This is a genomic window from Sphingomonas sp. CV7422 (assembly GCF_027945725.1).
Classification (GTDB): Bacteria; Pseudomonadota; Alphaproteobacteria; order Sphingomonadales; family Sphingomonadaceae; genus Sphingomonas; species Sphingomonas kyungheensis.
Map to the genome: position 1 here is coordinate 2097048 of NZ_CP115900.1, position 14977 is coordinate 2112024.

Genomic DNA, 14977 nt, shown 5'->3' on the forward strand with positions numbered 1-14977 from the left:
TCTAATTCGATCCGACGATCAGGCGGCGCCGAGCGCCTTTTCGATCTCCGGCACCGGATGACCCGTCAGATCCTTGGCGAGCTCCCCGGCAAGGCGGCTGCTCACCTCCTTGTGATAATGTTTGCGCAATTCGCCGAGCGTCTTCGGCGGCGCGACGATGATCAGCGCCTCGAAATCATTGGCGAGCGCACGGCGCTTGAGCATGTCGGCGGTGTCGGCGGCGAAGCGGTCTTCCTCCTGCTGATGGAAATCGACCTCTTCCATCGTGCCCATCTGCGTCGAGCTGGCGCTGCCGGCCGCGTCCGTCTTCTGGTCGCGGTCGGCCGGATTGATCTTTTCCTCAGCGTGCTCGACGCGGAGGTTGGGATAATCGGCATCGCCCTCGTTGCGGAAGAACAACGCCTTGCGGCCGTCGGCGACGAGCACGAACGCATTGTGGGGAACCTGCATGACCTATCTCCTGTATCGTGGCGATCGGCATGACAACGCCGCCGGGGGCGCCGGGGTTGCCGACTTGCGCGGGCGCGGGCGTCTCGGCATAGCCGCCGCACCATGCACGACATCCGCCTGATCCGCGACGATCCCGCCGCCTTCGATGCCGCCCTCGCCCGCCGCGGCGTCGCTCCGCAGGCCGCCGCGCTGCTGTCGCTCGACGATGCGCGGCGGGCGGCGATCGCCGCGGCGCAGGCGGCGCAGACCCGCCGCAACGACCTGTCGAAACAGATCGGCCACGCCAAGGCGCAGAAGGACGAGGCGCGCGCACAGGCGCTGATGGCGGAGGTCGCCGCGCTCAAGGACGCGCTGCCGCAGCAGGAAGCGGCGGAGGCGGAGGCGGAGGCCGCGCTTGCCACCGCGCTCGCCGCCCTGCCCAATTTGCCCGCCGCCGACGTGCCCGAGGGCGAGGATGAGAGCGGCAACGTCCTCGTCCACCGGCGCGGCGAGCCGCCGGCCTTCGCCTTCCCGCCGCGCGAACATGACGCGATCGGCCCGGCGCTCGGCCTCGATTTCGAGACCGGCGTGGCGATCGCCGGCGCGCGCTTCACCCTGGTGCGCGGTCAGGCGGCGCGGCTGCAACGCGCGCTCGGCCAGTTCATGCTCGATACGCTGACCCGCGACCACGGCTATGAGGAAGTGGCGCCGCCGCTTCTCGTCAAGGACGAGGCGGTGTTCGGCACCGGCCAGCTGCCCAAGTTCGCCGAGGATCTGTTCCGCACCACCGACGGCCGCTGGCTGATCCCCACCGCCGAGGTGTCGCTGACCAACATCGTCCGCGAGAGCATCCTGCCGGCGGGCGAGCTGCCGCTGCGCTTCGCGGCGCTGACCCCGTGCTTCCGTTCGGAAGCGGGCGCGGCGGGGCGCGACACGCGCGGCTATATCCGCCAGCATCAGTTCGACAAGGTCGAGATGGTGTCGATCGTCCCCGACGACGCATCGGAGGCGGAGCATGAGCGGATGACCGCCTGCGCCGAACATATCCTCGACGCGCTCGGCCTGCCCTATCGGCGGATGCTGCTGTGCGCGGGCGACATGGGCTTCACCGCGCGAAGGACCTACGATCTCGAAGTGTGGCTGCCCGGGCAGGATACGTATCGCGAGATTTCGAGCTGCTCGACCTGCGGCGACTTCCAGGCGCGACGCATGAACGCACGCTATCGCGTCGAGGGCGAAAAGGCGCCGCGGTTCGCGCATACGCTCAACGGATCGGGGCTCGCGGTCGGGCGGACGCTGGTCGCGGTGCTGGAGAATTACCAGCAGGACGACGGCGCGGTCGCGGTGCCGACGGTGTTGCAGCCGTATCTCGGCGGGCTCGACCGGCTCGTCGCCCGGCGCTGAGCGATGCCGGGGGGCGAGGCACCGTCTGACGATCGCACGGGGCGCGGGGCGCGGGGCGATCGCGGTCTGAGCCGGCGGCGCCCGTCAGCGGGTCGGCTGGCCATGGCCGGGCGATGGCCGCGACGGACCGGCGGCGTGGCGCTTGCCGCCCTTGCGCTGGGCGGCTGTATCCCCAGCGTCGAAGGCTATGCCCCGGCCGACCCGCCGCCGCCGGTCGCACAGCGGGACGCACCCGCGCCTGCGCCGCTGCCGCGCGACGACCGCCCCGCCCCGCGCCCCCTGCTTCGCCCGCTGCCTCGCCCCCTGCCCGTCGCGACGCCACGACCGACGCGCCCGGCGTGGGAGGCGCGGCCGGTTATAGCCGACGCCCCCGCCGTTGCCGAGCAGGTCCATATCGTCGCGCCCGGCGAAAGCCTCGCCCAGATCGCACAGACCACCGGTGCCGCGGTCGGGCCGATCGCGCAGGCAAACGGGCTCGTCGCCCCCTATGATCTGCGTCCCGGCCAGCGGCTGGTCATTCCGGGCGGCCGCTATCATCGCGTCCAGTCGGGCGAGACGGGCATCGCGATCGCACGCGCCTATGGCGTCGCCTGGTCACGGATCGTCACCGCCAACCAGCTCGCCGAACCCTATATCCTGCGCGCCGGGCAGCGCGTGCTGATCCCCGGCGATCCGGGCCGGCCGCCGAGCGTCGCCGAGCGCGCCGCGGCGTTCCGGCTCGACATCGACGATATCCTCACCGGCGGCGAGCCCGCCACCGCACCGCGGCAGGCCCCGGTGCGGCCGATCACCAAACCCGGCCGAGAGCTGCCGCCGACCGCGGTGGTCGCGGCGCCGGCGCGCTTGCAGGGCGGCTTTGCCTGGCCGGTCGACGGGCAGATCGTCCGCCGCTTCGGCCCCGGCCGCAGCGGCGAGCGCAACGACGGCATCAAGATCGCCGTACCGGTCTCCACCCCGATTCATGCCACCGCCGATGGCGTCGTCGCTTATGCGGGTGACGGCATCGCCGCGCTCGGCGGGCTGATCATCATCCGCCACGGCAATGGCTGGACCAGCGTCTACGGCCATGCCGCCAAATTGCTCGTCGCGCGCGGGCAGAGCGTCAAGCGTGGCCAGACGATCGCGCTGTCCGGCGACACCGGCTTCGCCGACCAGCCCGAGCTGCATTTCGAACTGCGAAAAGGCCGCACCCCGGTCGATCCGCTCAGCCAGTTGCCGCGGCGCTGACGGGGCGGTAACCGGCGCGGATGACCTACCAGTCCGATCTGCTCCGCACGCTGGATAGCCGCGGCTATCTTCACCAGCTCACCGACGCGACCGCGCTCGATACGCTCGCCACGCGGCAGGTGGTGCCGGGCTATATCGGCTTCGATCCGACCGCGCCGTCGCTCCACGTCGGCAGCCTGGTGCAGATCATGCTGCTCCGTCGCCTCCAGCAGACCGGCCACAAGCCGATCGTGCTGATGGGCGGCGGCACCGGCAAGATCGGTGATCCGAGCTTCAAGGACGAGGCGCGCAAATTGTCGAGCGACGAGACGATCGCCGCCAATATCGCCGGCATCCAGCGCATCTTCGAACGCTTCCTCAGCTTTGGCGACGGGCCGAGCGACGCGGTGATGGTCAACAATGCCGAGTGGCTCGACCGGCTCGAATATATCCCCTTCCTGCGCGAGGTCGGGCAGCATTTCAGCGTCAACCGCATGCTCAGCTTCGATTCGGTCAAGCTGCGCCTCGACCGCGAACAGTCGCTCAGCTTCCTCGAATTCAACTACATGATCCTGCAGGGCTATGACTTCCGCGAACTGGCGCGGCGGCAGGGCGTGCGGCTGCAGATGGGCGGCAGCGATCAATGGGGCAATATCGTCAACGGCGTCGAGCTGGCGCGGCGGATGGACGGCAGCGAGGTCTATGGCGTCACCACGCCGCTGCTCACCACCGCCGACGGGCAGAAGATGGGCAAGACGGTCGCGGGCGCGGTCTGGCTGCACGAGGACCAGCTGCCGCACTTCGATTACTGGCAGTTCTGGCGCAACACCGACGATCGCGACGTCGGCCGCTTCCTGCGCCTGTTCACCGATCTGCCGCTCGACGAGATCGCGCGGCTCGAGGCTCTGCCCGGCGCCGAGATCAACGAGGCGAAGAAGGTGCTCGCCAACGAAGCCACCGCGATGTGCCGCGGCCGCGCCGCCGCCGAGGAAGCCGCGGAGACCGCCCGCCGCACCTTCGAAGAGGGTACGAGCGGCGCGGCGCTGCCGCGGGTCGCGGTGGCGGGCGGATCGATCGCCCTGGTCGACGCGCTGGTCGCGCTCGGCTTCGCCAAGTCGAAGGGCGAGGCGCGGCGCCTGATCGCCGGCGGCGGTGCGCGCGTCGACGGCGAGAAGGTCACCGACGAGGCGGCGTCGATCGCGCTGGGCACCGACGACGTCCGTATCTCGTCCGGCAAGAAGCTGCACGGATTGCTCACCCCGGATCGGTAAGCAATCGTCAACACCTTCGCCGCTAAGGTTATGTCCGAAATGGTTGTTTTTCGGATGTATCGGGGACGACAGTGACGATTGCCAGAACCGACCCGATCGACGACCGCGCCGAGCCGCGCGACGAGGTGCATTTCCGCAGCAGCGTGGTGCTGGCCGACCAGCGCCGCCTGCCTGCGCTGGTGGTCAATCTGTCGCCATCGGGTCTGATGATCCGCTGCGACGCGCCGGTCGCCGCCGGCGAATGGCTCTGGATCCGGCTGCCCGCGATCGGTGACGTCCGCGTCGCCGTCCGCTGGGCGCTGGGCGGACGGATCGGCTGCCTGATGGAGCGGCCGATCCCCGCGAACCGCTACCATGCCGTGCTGGGGGCCATGGCAGGGTAGCGGTTCTGCGGCGCCGGAACGCGGCGGCGTCTTACCCGGACCGCAGCAGCGCGACGCCCGCGTCGCGATCGAACAGATAGAGCGCAACGCGCGCCGCCTGCCCGCGCACGCCCTCGAGCCCGCCGTCGCGGTCGATCAGCAGGCGGGCATCGTCCTGCGCGCAGTGCAGCAGGTCGCTCAGCATCTCGGGCAACGCTAGCCGGAACATCACCTCGCCCGACTGGCGCGTGCCGAGCAATTCACCGCCGCCGCGCAGCCGCAAATCCTCCTCGGCGATGCGGAAGCCGTCGTTGCTCTCCCGCATCAGGGCGAGCCGGGCGCGCGACGTCTCGCTCAGCGCCGATCCGCGCAGCAACAGGCAGCGCGACAGGCCGCCGCCGCGCCCGACGCGACCGCGCAGCTGGTGCAGCTGGGCAAGGCCGAAGCGATCGGCATGTTCGATGACGATCAGCGTCGCATTGGGCACGTCGACGCCGACCTCGATCACCGTCGTCGCGACCAGCACGCTAAGCCGGTTGCCGGCGAAGGCCTCCATCACCGCGTCCTTCTCGGCGGGTTTCATCCGGCCGTGGACGACGCCGATCCGCTCGCCGAACCGCTGGCGCAGCGTTTCGGCGCGCATCTCGGCGGCGGCAAGGTCGCTCTTCTCGCTTTCCTCGACCAGCGGGCAGACCCAATAGGCCTGGCCGCCGTCCGCCATATGGCGGCCGATCGCGTTGATCACCTCGTCGAGCCGGTCTTCGGAGACGACGCGTGTCTCGATCGGTTCGCGCCCCGGCGGCATCTCGTCGAGCCGGCTGACGTCCATCTCGCCATATTGCGCCAGCGTCAGCGTGCGCGGGATCGGCGTCGCGGTCATCGCGAGCAGGTGCGGCGGCGCCTTGCCCTTGGCCTGCAACAGCATCCGCTGCGCGACGCCGAAGCGATGCTGTTCGTCGACGACGACGAGGCCGAGGTCCTTGTAGCCGACCGCATCCTGGAAGATTGCATGCGTGCCCACGAGGATGTCGATCTCGCCGCTGGCGAGCGCCATCAGCGTCGCCTCGCGCGCGCGGCCCTTGTCGCGCCCGGTGAGCACGGCGATTTCGATCGGCAGGCCGGCGAGCAATTTGCGCAGGCTCTCATAATGCTGGCGCGCGAGGATCTCGGTCGGCGCGAGCATCGCCCCCTGCGCCCCCGCCTCGACCGCGATCAGCAATGCCATCGCCGCGACCAGCGTCTTGCCCGAGCCGACATCGCCTTGCAGCAGCCGCAGCATCGGCGCGGTCTGCGCTAGATCGCCCTCGATCTCCGCCACCGCGCGGCTCTGCGCGCCGGTCGGCGTATACGGGAGGCGCAGCAGATCGCGCAGCCGGCCGTCACCGACCAGCGCCCTGCCCTTGCGCTTGCGCGTATCGGCGCGCACCAGCGTCAGCGCGAGCTGGTTGGCGAAGATCTCGTCATAGGCGAGCCGTTCGCGCGCGGGCTTGTCGGCCGGATCGGCGTGGATGCGCTGCAACGCCTCGCGCCAGTCGGGCCAGCCGCGCTTCGCCTTGAGTCCCGGTTCGATCCATTCGCCGAGATCGGGCGCGCGCGCGATCGCCTGCGCCGCGAAGCCGGCGAGGCGGCGCGAGGTGAGGCCTTCCGACAAAGGATAGATCGCCTCGCGTTCGCGGAACGCCTCGTCCCCCTCGCCGCCGACGATCTCCGGATGGATGATCTGCAGCGTCTCGCCATAGCTTTCGAGCTTGCCCGAGACGCGGCGCGGCTCGCCGATCGGCAGCAGCTTCTTCACCCAGCCCGACGATCCGCCGAAATAGACGAGGCTGACGATATTGCCCGCCGCGTCGCTCGCCTGCACGCGCGTCGGTCCGCGGCCGGTGCTGGTGCGATAATCGCGCGGCGTCAGCGTGATCGCGATGATGCGGCCGGCGTCCGCGACGTCGAGTTCCTCGCGCGGCAGGCGATCGATCCAGCCGCTCGGCAGGTGGAAGGCGACATCGACGACGCGGGCGAGGCCGAGCCGGTCGAGCGGCTTGGCGAGCCCGGGCCCGACCCCCTTGAGCGCGGTGACTTCGGCGAACAGCGGATTGAGGATATCGGGGCGCATGACTACATGACCGCTATACCGCACCCGACCGGCGCTACCAGCGCCTGCCGGGCAATTCGTATGGGATATTCGATGGATCACGCCACCCGGCTGAAGCGCCTCAAGTTCCGCAGCTGGCATCGCGGCACCAAGGAGGCCGATCTGATGATCGGCGGCTTCTTCGACCGCTTCGGGGCGGACTGGACGCCCGCCGAGCTCGACTGGTTCGAAGCGCTGCTCGAAGAGCAGGATGTCGACATCATGGGCTGGGCGATCGGCTCGCTGCCCTGCCCGCCTGCCTGGGACGGGCCGATGATGGCGCGGATGCGGACGCTGAGCTACGTGCCGGTCGCGGAATAGCTCGGCAAAGTCCCTGCCACGCGGCGTTGGTATTCCCGCGAACGCGGGAATTCAGAGCCACGTAGAACAACAGGCGTGGTGATCCAAACCCTAGGCTCCCGCGTTCGCGGGAGCGATCAACACGGTACCATAGCTCGCCCGTTCGTACGCGCCCCCTGACCGGAATTCTGATGCCCGATCTGAAGACGATCCTTTCCGCCACCTCGCCCCTGACGCTCGCCGGCGTGCCGGTCGGCTTCCAGCCCGCGCTGCTCGCCGATCTGGCGCGCGCCGCGGCGCATAACGGCAAGGGCGGGCGCGCGGTGTTCGTCGCGCCGGACGATGCGGCGATGCGCGCGGTCGCGGCGACCGCCGCCTTCTTCGCGCCGGAGCTGGAGGTGATCAGCTTCCCGGCCTGGGACTGCCTGCCCTATGATCGTGCCAGCCCGACGCTGCGCATCATGGCGGAGCGGATCGCGGCGCTGTGGCGGTTGCAGCAGCCCGCGAAGACGCCGCAACTCGTGCTCACCACCGCGAATGCGGCGACGCAGCGCGTGCTCACCCCGTTCCGCATCCGCCAGCTCGTCGCGACGCTGGAGCCGGGCGCGCGCATCGACCGCGACGATCTCGCGACGCTGTTGCAGGCGAACGGCTATGTCCGCACCGAGACGGTGCACGACCAAGGCGAATATGCGGTACGCGGCGGCATCGTCGACCTGTTCCCGAGCGGCGAGGAGCAGGCGCTGCGGCTCGACTTCTTCGGCGACGAGATCGAGACGGTGCGCACCTTCAGCCCGGAGGACCAGCGCACCACCGGGCGGATCGACGGTTTCACCTTGCTGCCCGCCTCCGAAGCCCTGCTCGACGAGGAGTCGATCAAGCGCTTCCGCACCCGCTATCGCGAAAAGTTCGGCGCGACCGCGACCGGCGATCCTCTGTATCAGGCGATCAGCGACGGGCGGCGGCTCGCCGGCATGGAACATTGGCTGCCGCTGTTCGAGGACAAGCTCGCGACGCTGTTCGACCATCTCTCGCCCGGCGACGTGATGGTGCGCGATTTCGGCGTCACCGGCGCCGCCGAGGCGCGGATGGAGGCGATCGCCGATTATTTCGAGAACCGCCGCCGTGCCGAGGCGGCGCAGCCGGGCAGCTATCGCCCCCTCGCCGCCAGGACGCTCTACCTCGACGCCAAGGAATGGGCGACGGGGCTGGAGGCGGCGCGCGCGCATCTGACCTCGCCGTTCCACGAGCCGGAAAGCCCGCGCGTGCTCGACTTCAACGTCGACGGCCCGCGCGATTTCGCGCCCGAGCGCGCCGCCAACGCCAACGTCTACGAAGCGGTGGTCGATCACCTCAAGGCGCTGCGCAAGGCGGGCAAGAAGCCGGTGCTGGCGAGCTATTCGGCGGGCGCGCGCGAACGGCTTGGCCATCTGCTGAAAGATCACGGCCTCGCTGGCGGCAAGGTGGCCGACAGCTGGCAGGACGCGCTCGGCATTGCCGATACCGGCAAGTCGGCGGGCGTCGCGCTCGTCGTGCTGCCGCTCGATCACGGCTTCACCGCGCCCGACGTGGCGGTGCTGACCGAGCAGGACATGCTCGGCGACCGGCTGGTCCGGCGCGCCAAGCGCAAGAAGTCGGCGGACGCCTTCCTTGCCGAACTCGCCGCGCTGACGCCGGGCGACCTCGTCGTCCACAGCGATCACGGCATCGGCAAATATCTCGGCCTGACCTCGATCCCCGTCGGCAAGAGCCCGCACGATTGCGTCGCGGTCGAATATGCCGGCGGCGACAAGCTCTTCGTCCCGGTCGAGAATCTCGAAGTACTGTCGCGCTACGGCTCGAACGAGGAGGGCGCGAGCCTCGACCGGCTCGGCGGCGAGGCGTGGCAGCGGCGCAAGTCGCGGATGAAGGAGCGGATCCGCGAGATCGCCGGCGAACTCATCAAGACCGCCGCCGAACGTGCGCTCCATCCCGGCGACGTACTCGAACCCGACGCGAGCGGCTATCCGAGCTTCGTCGACCGCTTCCCTTATGCCGAGACGGACGATCAGGACCGCGCCATCGACGACGTGCTCGGCGATCTGTCGGCGGGCAAGCCGATGGACCGGCTGATCGTCGGCGACGTCGGCTTCGGCAAGACCGAGATCGCGCTGCGCGCCGCCTTCGTCGCGGCGATGGCGGGCAAGCAGGTCGCGGTGGTCTGCCCGACGACCCTGCTCGCGCGCCAGCATTACAACAATTTCAGCGCGCGCTTCGAAGGCTTTCCGATGAACATGGGGCGGCTGTCGCGGCTCGTCCCCGCCGGCGAGGCGAAGGCGGTCAAGGAAGGGCTCGCCGCCGGGACGATCGACGTGGTGATCGGCACGCACGCGCTGCTCGCCAAAAACATCGATTTCAAGCGACTTGGCCTCGTCATCGTCGACGAGGAGCAAAGGTTCGGCGTCACCCACAAGGAGCGGCTGAAGGCCCTGCGCGCCGACGTCCATATGCTGACGCTGACCGCGACGCCGATCCCGCGCACCTTGCAGATGGCGATGAGCGGCATCCGCGAATTGTCGGTGATCCAGACGCCGCCGGTCGACCGGCTCGCGGTGCGCACCTATGTCATACCCTGGGACCCGGTGGTGCTGCGCGAGGCGTTGCTGCGCGAACATTATCGCGGCGGGCAAAGCTTCCTCGTCACCCCGCGTGTCGCCGACCTGCCCGATATCGAGGACTATCTCCGCAACGAGGTGCCCGAGATCCGCTACGTCATCGCGCACGGCCAGATGACACCGACCGAGGTCGAGGAACGGATGAGCGCCTTCTACGACAAGAAGTTCGAGGTGCTCGTCTCGACGACGATCATCGAGAGCGGTATCGACATCGCCTCCGCCAATACGATCATCGTCAACCGTGCCGACCGCTTCGGCCTCGCCCAGCTCTATCAGCTGCGCGGACGCGTCGGCCGGTCGAAGACCCGCGCCTATGCCTATCTGGTGACACCGCCCGAGCGGCAGATGACCGAGACGGCGGAAAAGCGGCTCAAGGTGCTGTCCGATCTTGATTCGCTCGGCGCGGGCTTCCAGCTTGCCAGCCACGACCTCGACATTCGCGGCGCGGGCAATCTGCTCGGCGACGAGCAATCGGGGCATATCAAGGAGGTCGGCTACGAACTTTACCAGTCGATGCTGGAAGAAGCGATCATGGACGCCAAGGCGGGCGGGCTCGCGACGCGTCCGCGCGACTTCTCGCCGCAGATCACGGTGGATGCGCCGATCCTCATCCCCGACGATTACGTACCCGACCTCGACCTGCGCATGGGCCTCTACCGCCGCCTCAACGAACTGGAGGACAAGGCCGAGATCGAGGCCTTCGCCGCGGAGATGATCGACCGGTTCGGGCCGCTCCCCGATCCGACCGACAATCTGATCCGGGTGATCGAGATCAAGTTGAACGCGCGGCGGGCGTGCATCGCCAAGATGGACGTCGGCCCGCGCGGCGTGCTGGTCGGCTTCCACGACGATACCCCGCCCAATGTCGCGGGGTTGCTCGCCTATGTCGAGCGGCTCGGCGGCGTCGCCAAGCTGCGCCCCGACAGCAAGCTGGTGCTGCAACGCGCCTGGCCCGACGCCAAGTCGCGGCTGCACGGCGCGCTGCAATTGTCGAAGGGGCTGGCGAAGGCGGCGGGTTAAGGTCGGGGCGCCGTTGGGGGATTTCGCGGCGCGTCGACCAGCTCAGCGGAGATGGAGGCAGGAGGACATCACGGTTGCCGTCAGTCTGACCTTGTCGAAGGGCGTGTGGGCCCCCGCCGCTCAGCTGCTATGGTCGGACACGATACGCCAACCGGCCGGCTGCCGTTCGAACAGCAAGGAGGTGACGCCCGCATCCTGCCGCCCGCCGGGATAATCAAGCCGCCATTGCGCCCACAACATCCGGTGCGTCGCGTCGATCCCGCGCGAGCCGAGGATGCGGAACGACAGCCGGCCGCGCTTCGCCGCATCCTTGCCATAGCTGCGGTCGTAGCGGGCGGCGATCGCCGCCTTGCCGCGGACCAGCCCCGCCTTGGTGACGAACACCGCATCCTCTGCATAGATGGCGAGGAAGCGTCGCATATTGCCCGCGCTCCAGCCGGCGGCGCTGTCGGTCAAGGCGGCAGCGATCGCCGTCTCCGCATCGGCGGGCACCGCCGGACTGGTCACCACCGCCAGCATCATCGTCGCGATCATTCGCCTTCCTCCACCCGTGCGACCAGCGCCGCCTCGTCGAGCGGTTCGGCGAGCCAATAGCCTTGCAGATAGGTACAGCCTTCGGCGGCCAGCAAGCCATGCTGCACATCGCTCTCGACGCCCTCGGCGATCACCGGCAGGTCCAATGAGCGCGCCAGCGTCATCACCGCGCGCACCACGCCGCGATGCCGCGCATTGCCGTCGATCGCACAGGCGAGCGCCTTGTCGAGCTTGAGATAATCGAGCGGCAGCGCGGTGAGATAGGCGAGGCTCGAATAGCCGGTGCCGAAATCGTCGAGTGCGACGCGCACGCCGGCGTCGCGCAGCGTCGCGAGGACCGCCGCCGCCGCCTCGAGATTGCGGATCGCGCCGGTCTCGGTGATCTCGACGGTGAGCCGGTCGAAGGGCACGCCGCTCGCCTGCACGCGGGCGAGGAACAAGGCGGCGAAGCCCGGCCGGCCGAGATCGCCCGCGGTGAGGTTGAGCGAGACGCGCAAATGGTCGAGCGCGGCGGGCCAGGCGGCGACGCGGGCGAGCACCAGCCGCTGGATATGATCGGACAAGGCGATGCCGAGATCGGCACGGTCGGCGGCGGCGAACAGCGCGTCGGCGCCAAGCGGGCCGAGCCGGCCGTGCGTCCAGCGCGCCAGTGCCTCGACGCCGGTGATCCGCGGCGAATCGAACCGCGCCTGCGGCTGGAACAGCACGTCGATCTCACCGCGCTCGATCGCGAGGTGCAGGTCGATCGCCAGCGAATCGAGCGGCGCCGCGCCTTCCGGACCGGCGATGCGGATCATCGCGCCGTCGCTCGCCTTGGCGTCGCGCAACGCCTCGCCGGCGCGGCGGAGCAGGCGCACGGCATCGTCGGCGGGGCCGCTCACCGCCATGCCCCAGCGACTGCCGAGCACCGCCTGCCGCTGACCGATCGGCAGCGGCTGCGCCAGCGCGGCGTCGAGCGCGGCGGCGAGCGTCGTCATCACCTCGGGCGACGCGGCGGCGGCGACGACGATCTCGCCACCCGCCGGCGCCGCGACGAAGCCGGCGGGGCCGAGCAGCGCGCGGGTGATCGCGGTGACGCGCGCGCGCGCCGCGGCGATCGAGGCATCGCCCACCGCCCGCCCGCGCGCGGCGTTGAGGATGTCGAGCCGCGACAGCGCGATCCGCAGCACGCCGACCGCATCCCCCGCCGCGCGCCGCGCGGACAGCCAGACCGCCGCATCGGGCGCCTCGGCCGGCTCGCCGATGCCGTGATTGCGCCGGTCGATCGGCGCGCGGGCGGCGAACCGGGCGACCTGCAAGCGTTCGTCCGCATCGTCGCGGTCGATCAGGAAATGCGTCGCACCGGCCGCGTGCAGTGCCTCGAGCGGCCCGAGATCGTCGACCCAGGCGAGCAGCGCACCACCGGTCGCCGCGGCCAGGCCGCCGAGCGCGCGCACGCCGACGAGCCCGCCGTCCGGATCCTCGCGCCCATCGACGACGAGCAACGCCGCCGCGCTGGCGAGCGCGCGTGCCGCGATGCCGTCGCCGCCGTCGTCGGGCACGACGCGCCAGCCCGGCCAATCGGCCGCTGCCGCCGCGCCGCGGGCGCCCGATACGATGAACAGCGTCGCGCGCTCCGCCTCTGTAACCATTGCCGCCTGCCTAAGCTGCTGACAGCGCAGCGGCAATGCCGCCGCATAGGAAACGGAACGGACTTGTCCGCTAACGGTTGACCGCTTAGCTCCTGATGATGACCAGCCTTCCCCAATCCGCTCAGCCGCTGGTCGATCCGCAGGGTCGCACCATCCGCTATCTGCGCATCTCGGTTACCGACCGGTGCGACCTGCGCTGCCGTTATTGCATGGCCGAGCAGATGACCTTCCTGCCGCGCGCCGCGCTGCTCAGTCTCGACGAGATCGCGATCATCGCCGAGCGCTTCATCGCGCGCGGCGTCACCAAGATCCGCCTGTCGGGCGGCGAGCCGCTGGTCCGGCGTGACGTCGGCGATCTCGTCCGCCGGCTCGGCCGCCATGTCGGCACCGGGCTCGACGAGCTGACGATGACCACCAATGCGACGCGGCTGGAGAGCTATGCCGGCGCGATGGTCGACGCGGGCATCCGCCGGATCAACGTCAGCCTCGACAGCCTCGACGCCGACCGTTTCCGCTACATCACCCGCCACGGCGATCTCGACCAGGTTCTGCGCGGCATCGCCGCGGCACGCGCCGCGGGGCTGGCGGTGAAGATCAACATGGTCGCGCTGGCGGGGCTCAACGAGGACGAGATACCGGCGATGCTGCGCTGGTGTGTCGACGAGGGCCACGACCTGTCGCTGATCGAGACGATGCCGCTCGGCGCGATCGACGAGGATCGCACCGACCGTTTCGTGCCGCTGACCCGCGTGCTCGCCGATCTTCAGGCGCAGTTCGCGATGGCCCGCGATTCGCACCGCACCGGCGGCCCGGCGCGCTATTGGCGCGTCGGCGACAGCAAGACGCGGCTCGGGCTGATCTCTCCGCTCACCGCCAATTTCTGCGACGGCTGCAACCGCGTGCGGTTGACCACCGAGGGCAAATTGTATCTCTGTCTCGGCCATGACGATCAGGTCGACCTCAAGGCTGCGTTGCGCGACGGCGGGATCGAAGGACTCGACGCCGCAATCGACATCGGCCTGTCGCGCAAGCCGGCGCGGCATGATTTCCGCATCGCCAGCGGCGCGGCGCCGGCCGTCGCGCGGCATATGAGCGTCACCGGCGGATGAGCTACGAGCGGCGGGCGCTGGTCGCCTCTCCGACCGCGCCGGCCCAGGCCGCCGCGGCGGAGATCGCCGACGCGCTCGACTGGGTCGATCCTGCCAACGCCGACGTGCTGATCGCGCTCGGCGGAGACGGTTTCATGTTGCAGACGCTGCATGGCCTGCTCGATCGCCGCGGCCCGCCGGTGCCGGTGTTCGGCATGAACCTCGGCACGGTCGGCTTTCTGATGAACGAATGGCGGCGGCACGGCATCGCCGAACGGCTGAACCGCGCCAAGTCGTTCAAGGTGACGCCGCTCGCCGCGACGATCACCGGCATCGACGGCCGCGTCCATCAGGCACCCGCGATCAACGAGGTGTCGCTGCTCCGCGAGACGCGGCAGACCGCCAAGTTGGAGGTGACGGTCAACGACCGGATCGTCATGCCCGAACTCGCCTGCGACGGCATATTGGTGGCGACGCCGGCCGGGTCGACGGCCTATAATCTGTCGGCGCAGGGGCCGATCCTGCCGCTCGGCTCCAACATGCTCGCGCTGACCCCGATCAGCCCGTTCCGCCCGCGGCGCTGGCGCGGCGCGATCCTGCCCGACAAGGCGCGGATCACGCTGCGCGTGCTCGACCCCGCCAAGCGCCCGGTCTCCGCCGTCGCCGACCAGCGCGAATTCCGCGACGTCGCTGAGGTGTCGATCTGCATGGACCGGGCGCGCGAGCTGACACTCCTGTTCGATCCCGAACACGCGCTCGACGACCGGATCACGATGGAGCAATTCGTCGCCTGACGCCCCGGCGCGCGTGCAGGCCCACCGGCGCTCCAACCCGTCAAGTGATCCCGCTCCCGGCCAATGCCGTGTCAGACACCTGCGAAGGCGCGAAGATCGAACGCGGCAGCGCCCCGCTCTGCTGATCCGCCGAAGCGAGACGGGTCCTGCCTGATC

Annotated in this window: 12 protein-coding genes; 8 read left to right on the forward strand and 4 right to left on the reverse strand. The window is 69.8% G+C overall.

All coding sequences use genetic code 11. The annotated features are described in order from the left end of the window. Positions 1-18: 18 nt before the first annotated feature. On the reverse strand, positions 19-450 hold the full coding sequence (locus tag PBN85_RS10165; protein WP_271298876.1) for a host attachment family protein: 432 nt from the start codon (positions 448-450) through the stop codon (positions 19-21). 102 nt (positions 451-552) lie between these two features. Between PBN85_RS10165 and serS the strand changes: the two genes are divergently transcribed. From serS to PBN85_RS10185, 4 genes are all read left to right on the forward strand, one after another. Continuing rightward, positions 553-1833, forward strand: a complete 1281-nt coding sequence (gene serS, locus PBN85_RS10170) for a serine--tRNA ligase (protein WP_271298877.1) — start codon at positions 553-555, stop codon at positions 1831-1833. A gap of 102 nt (positions 1834-1935) precedes the next feature. Continuing rightward, entirely contained in the window at positions 1936-3060 is a 1125-nt protein-coding gene (locus PBN85_RS10175) for a LysM peptidoglycan-binding domain-containing M23 family metallopeptidase (protein WP_271298878.1), read from the forward strand. Positions 3061-3080: 20 nt separating this feature from the next. Further along, positions 3081-4310 (forward strand): tyrosine--tRNA ligase, encoded by a 1230-nt coding sequence (tyrS, locus tag PBN85_RS10180; RefSeq protein ID WP_037534289.1) that lies wholly within the window; start codon positions 3081-3083, stop codon positions 4308-4310. A gap of 71 nt (positions 4311-4381) precedes the next feature. Then, the gene (locus PBN85_RS10185) at positions 4382-4693 is read left to right on the forward strand and encodes a PilZ domain-containing protein (protein WP_037534291.1); all 312 of its coding nucleotides are present in this window, start codon (positions 4382-4384) and stop codon (positions 4691-4693) included. Between the two features lie 31 nt (positions 4694-4724). Here the strand turns inward: PBN85_RS10185 and recG are convergent, their stop codons facing one another. Beyond that, the gene (recG, locus tag PBN85_RS10190) at positions 4725-6782 is read right to left on the reverse strand and encodes an ATP-dependent DNA helicase RecG (RefSeq protein WP_271298879.1); all 2058 of its coding nucleotides are present in this window, start codon (positions 6780-6782) and stop codon (positions 4725-4727) included. Between the two features lie 72 nt (positions 6783-6854). Between recG and PBN85_RS10195 the strand changes: the two genes are divergently transcribed. Together PBN85_RS10195 and mfd are read left to right on the forward strand one after the other, a co-directional pair. Then, positions 6855-7121 (forward strand): FAD assembly factor SdhE, encoded by a 267-nt coding sequence (locus tag PBN85_RS10195; protein WP_271298880.1) that lies wholly within the window; start codon positions 6855-6857, stop codon positions 7119-7121. A 170-nt stretch (positions 7122-7291) separates the two neighbouring features. Continuing rightward, complete coding sequence (gene mfd, locus PBN85_RS10200) at positions 7292-10774, forward strand: transcription-repair coupling factor (RefSeq protein ID WP_271298881.1); 3483 nt, start codon at positions 7292-7294, stop codon at positions 10772-10774. 120 nt (positions 10775-10894) lie between these two features. On the opposite strand, the gene PBN85_RS10205 is transcribed toward mfd, so the two are convergent. Together PBN85_RS10205 and PBN85_RS10210 are read right to left on the reverse strand one after the other, a co-directional pair. Continuing rightward, positions 10895-11308 carry a YybH family protein gene (locus PBN85_RS10205; protein ID WP_271298882.1) on the reverse strand — a complete coding sequence of 138 codons (414 nt, stop codon included), beginning with the start codon at positions 11306-11308 and terminating at the stop codon, positions 10895-10897. Continuing rightward, positions 11305-12939 (reverse strand): EAL domain-containing protein, encoded by a 1635-nt coding sequence (locus PBN85_RS10210; protein ID WP_271298883.1) that lies wholly within the window; start codon positions 12937-12939, stop codon positions 11305-11307. The genes PBN85_RS10205 and PBN85_RS10210 overlap by 4 nt, the downstream gene beginning before the upstream one ends. 98 nt (positions 12940-13037) lie before the next feature. On the opposite strand from PBN85_RS10210, the gene moaA reads away from it, so the two are divergent. Together moaA and PBN85_RS10220 are read left to right on the forward strand one after the other, a co-directional pair. Continuing rightward, positions 13038-14048, forward strand: a complete 1011-nt coding sequence (moaA, locus tag PBN85_RS10215) for a GTP 3',8-cyclase MoaA (protein WP_443026738.1) — start codon at positions 13038-13040, stop codon at positions 14046-14048. Beyond that, the gene (locus PBN85_RS10220; protein WP_271298885.1) at positions 14045-14821 is read left to right on the forward strand and encodes an NAD kinase; all 777 of its coding nucleotides are present in this window, start codon (positions 14045-14047) and stop codon (positions 14819-14821) included. The genes moaA and PBN85_RS10220 overlap by 4 nt, the downstream gene beginning before the upstream one ends. Positions 14822-14977: the final 156 nt, after the last annotated feature.

Coding starts and splice junctions, on each gene's coding strand:
- serS (WP_271298877.1), top strand. CDS start 553: ATGCACGACATCCGCCTGATCCGCGACGATCCCGCCGCCTTCGATGCC.
- PBN85_RS10205 (WP_271298882.1), bottom strand. CDS start 11,308: ATGATCGCGACGATGATGCTGGCGGTGGTGACCAGTCCGGCGGTGCCC.
- PBN85_RS10195 (WP_271298880.1), top strand. CDS start 6,855: ATGGATCACGCCACCCGGCTGAAGCGCCTCAAGTTCCGCAGCTGGCAT.
- moaA (WP_443026738.1), top strand. CDS start 13,038: ATGACCAGCCTTCCCCAATCCGCTCAGCCGCTGGTCGATCCGCAGGGT.
- PBN85_RS10210 (WP_271298883.1), bottom strand. CDS start 12,939: ATGGTTACAGAGGCGGAGCGCGCGACGCTGTTCATCGTATCGGGCGCC.
- tyrS (WP_037534289.1), top strand. CDS start 3,081: ATGACCTACCAGTCCGATCTGCTCCGCACGCTGGATAGCCGCGGCTAT.
- recG (WP_271298879.1), bottom strand. CDS start 6,782: ATGCGCCCCGATATCCTCAATCCGCTGTTCGCCGAAGTCACCGCGCTC.
- PBN85_RS10220 (WP_271298885.1), top strand. CDS start 14,045: ATGAGCTACGAGCGGCGGGCGCTGGTCGCCTCTCCGACCGCGCCGGCC.
- PBN85_RS10165 (WP_271298876.1), bottom strand. CDS start 450: ATGCAGGTTCCCCACAATGCGTTCGTGCTCGTCGCCGACGGCCGCAAG.
- PBN85_RS10175 (WP_271298878.1), top strand. CDS start 1,936: ATGGCCGGGCGATGGCCGCGACGGACCGGCGGCGTGGCGCTTGCCGCC.
- mfd (WP_271298881.1), top strand. CDS start 7,292: ATGCCCGATCTGAAGACGATCCTTTCCGCCACCTCGCCCCTGACGCTC.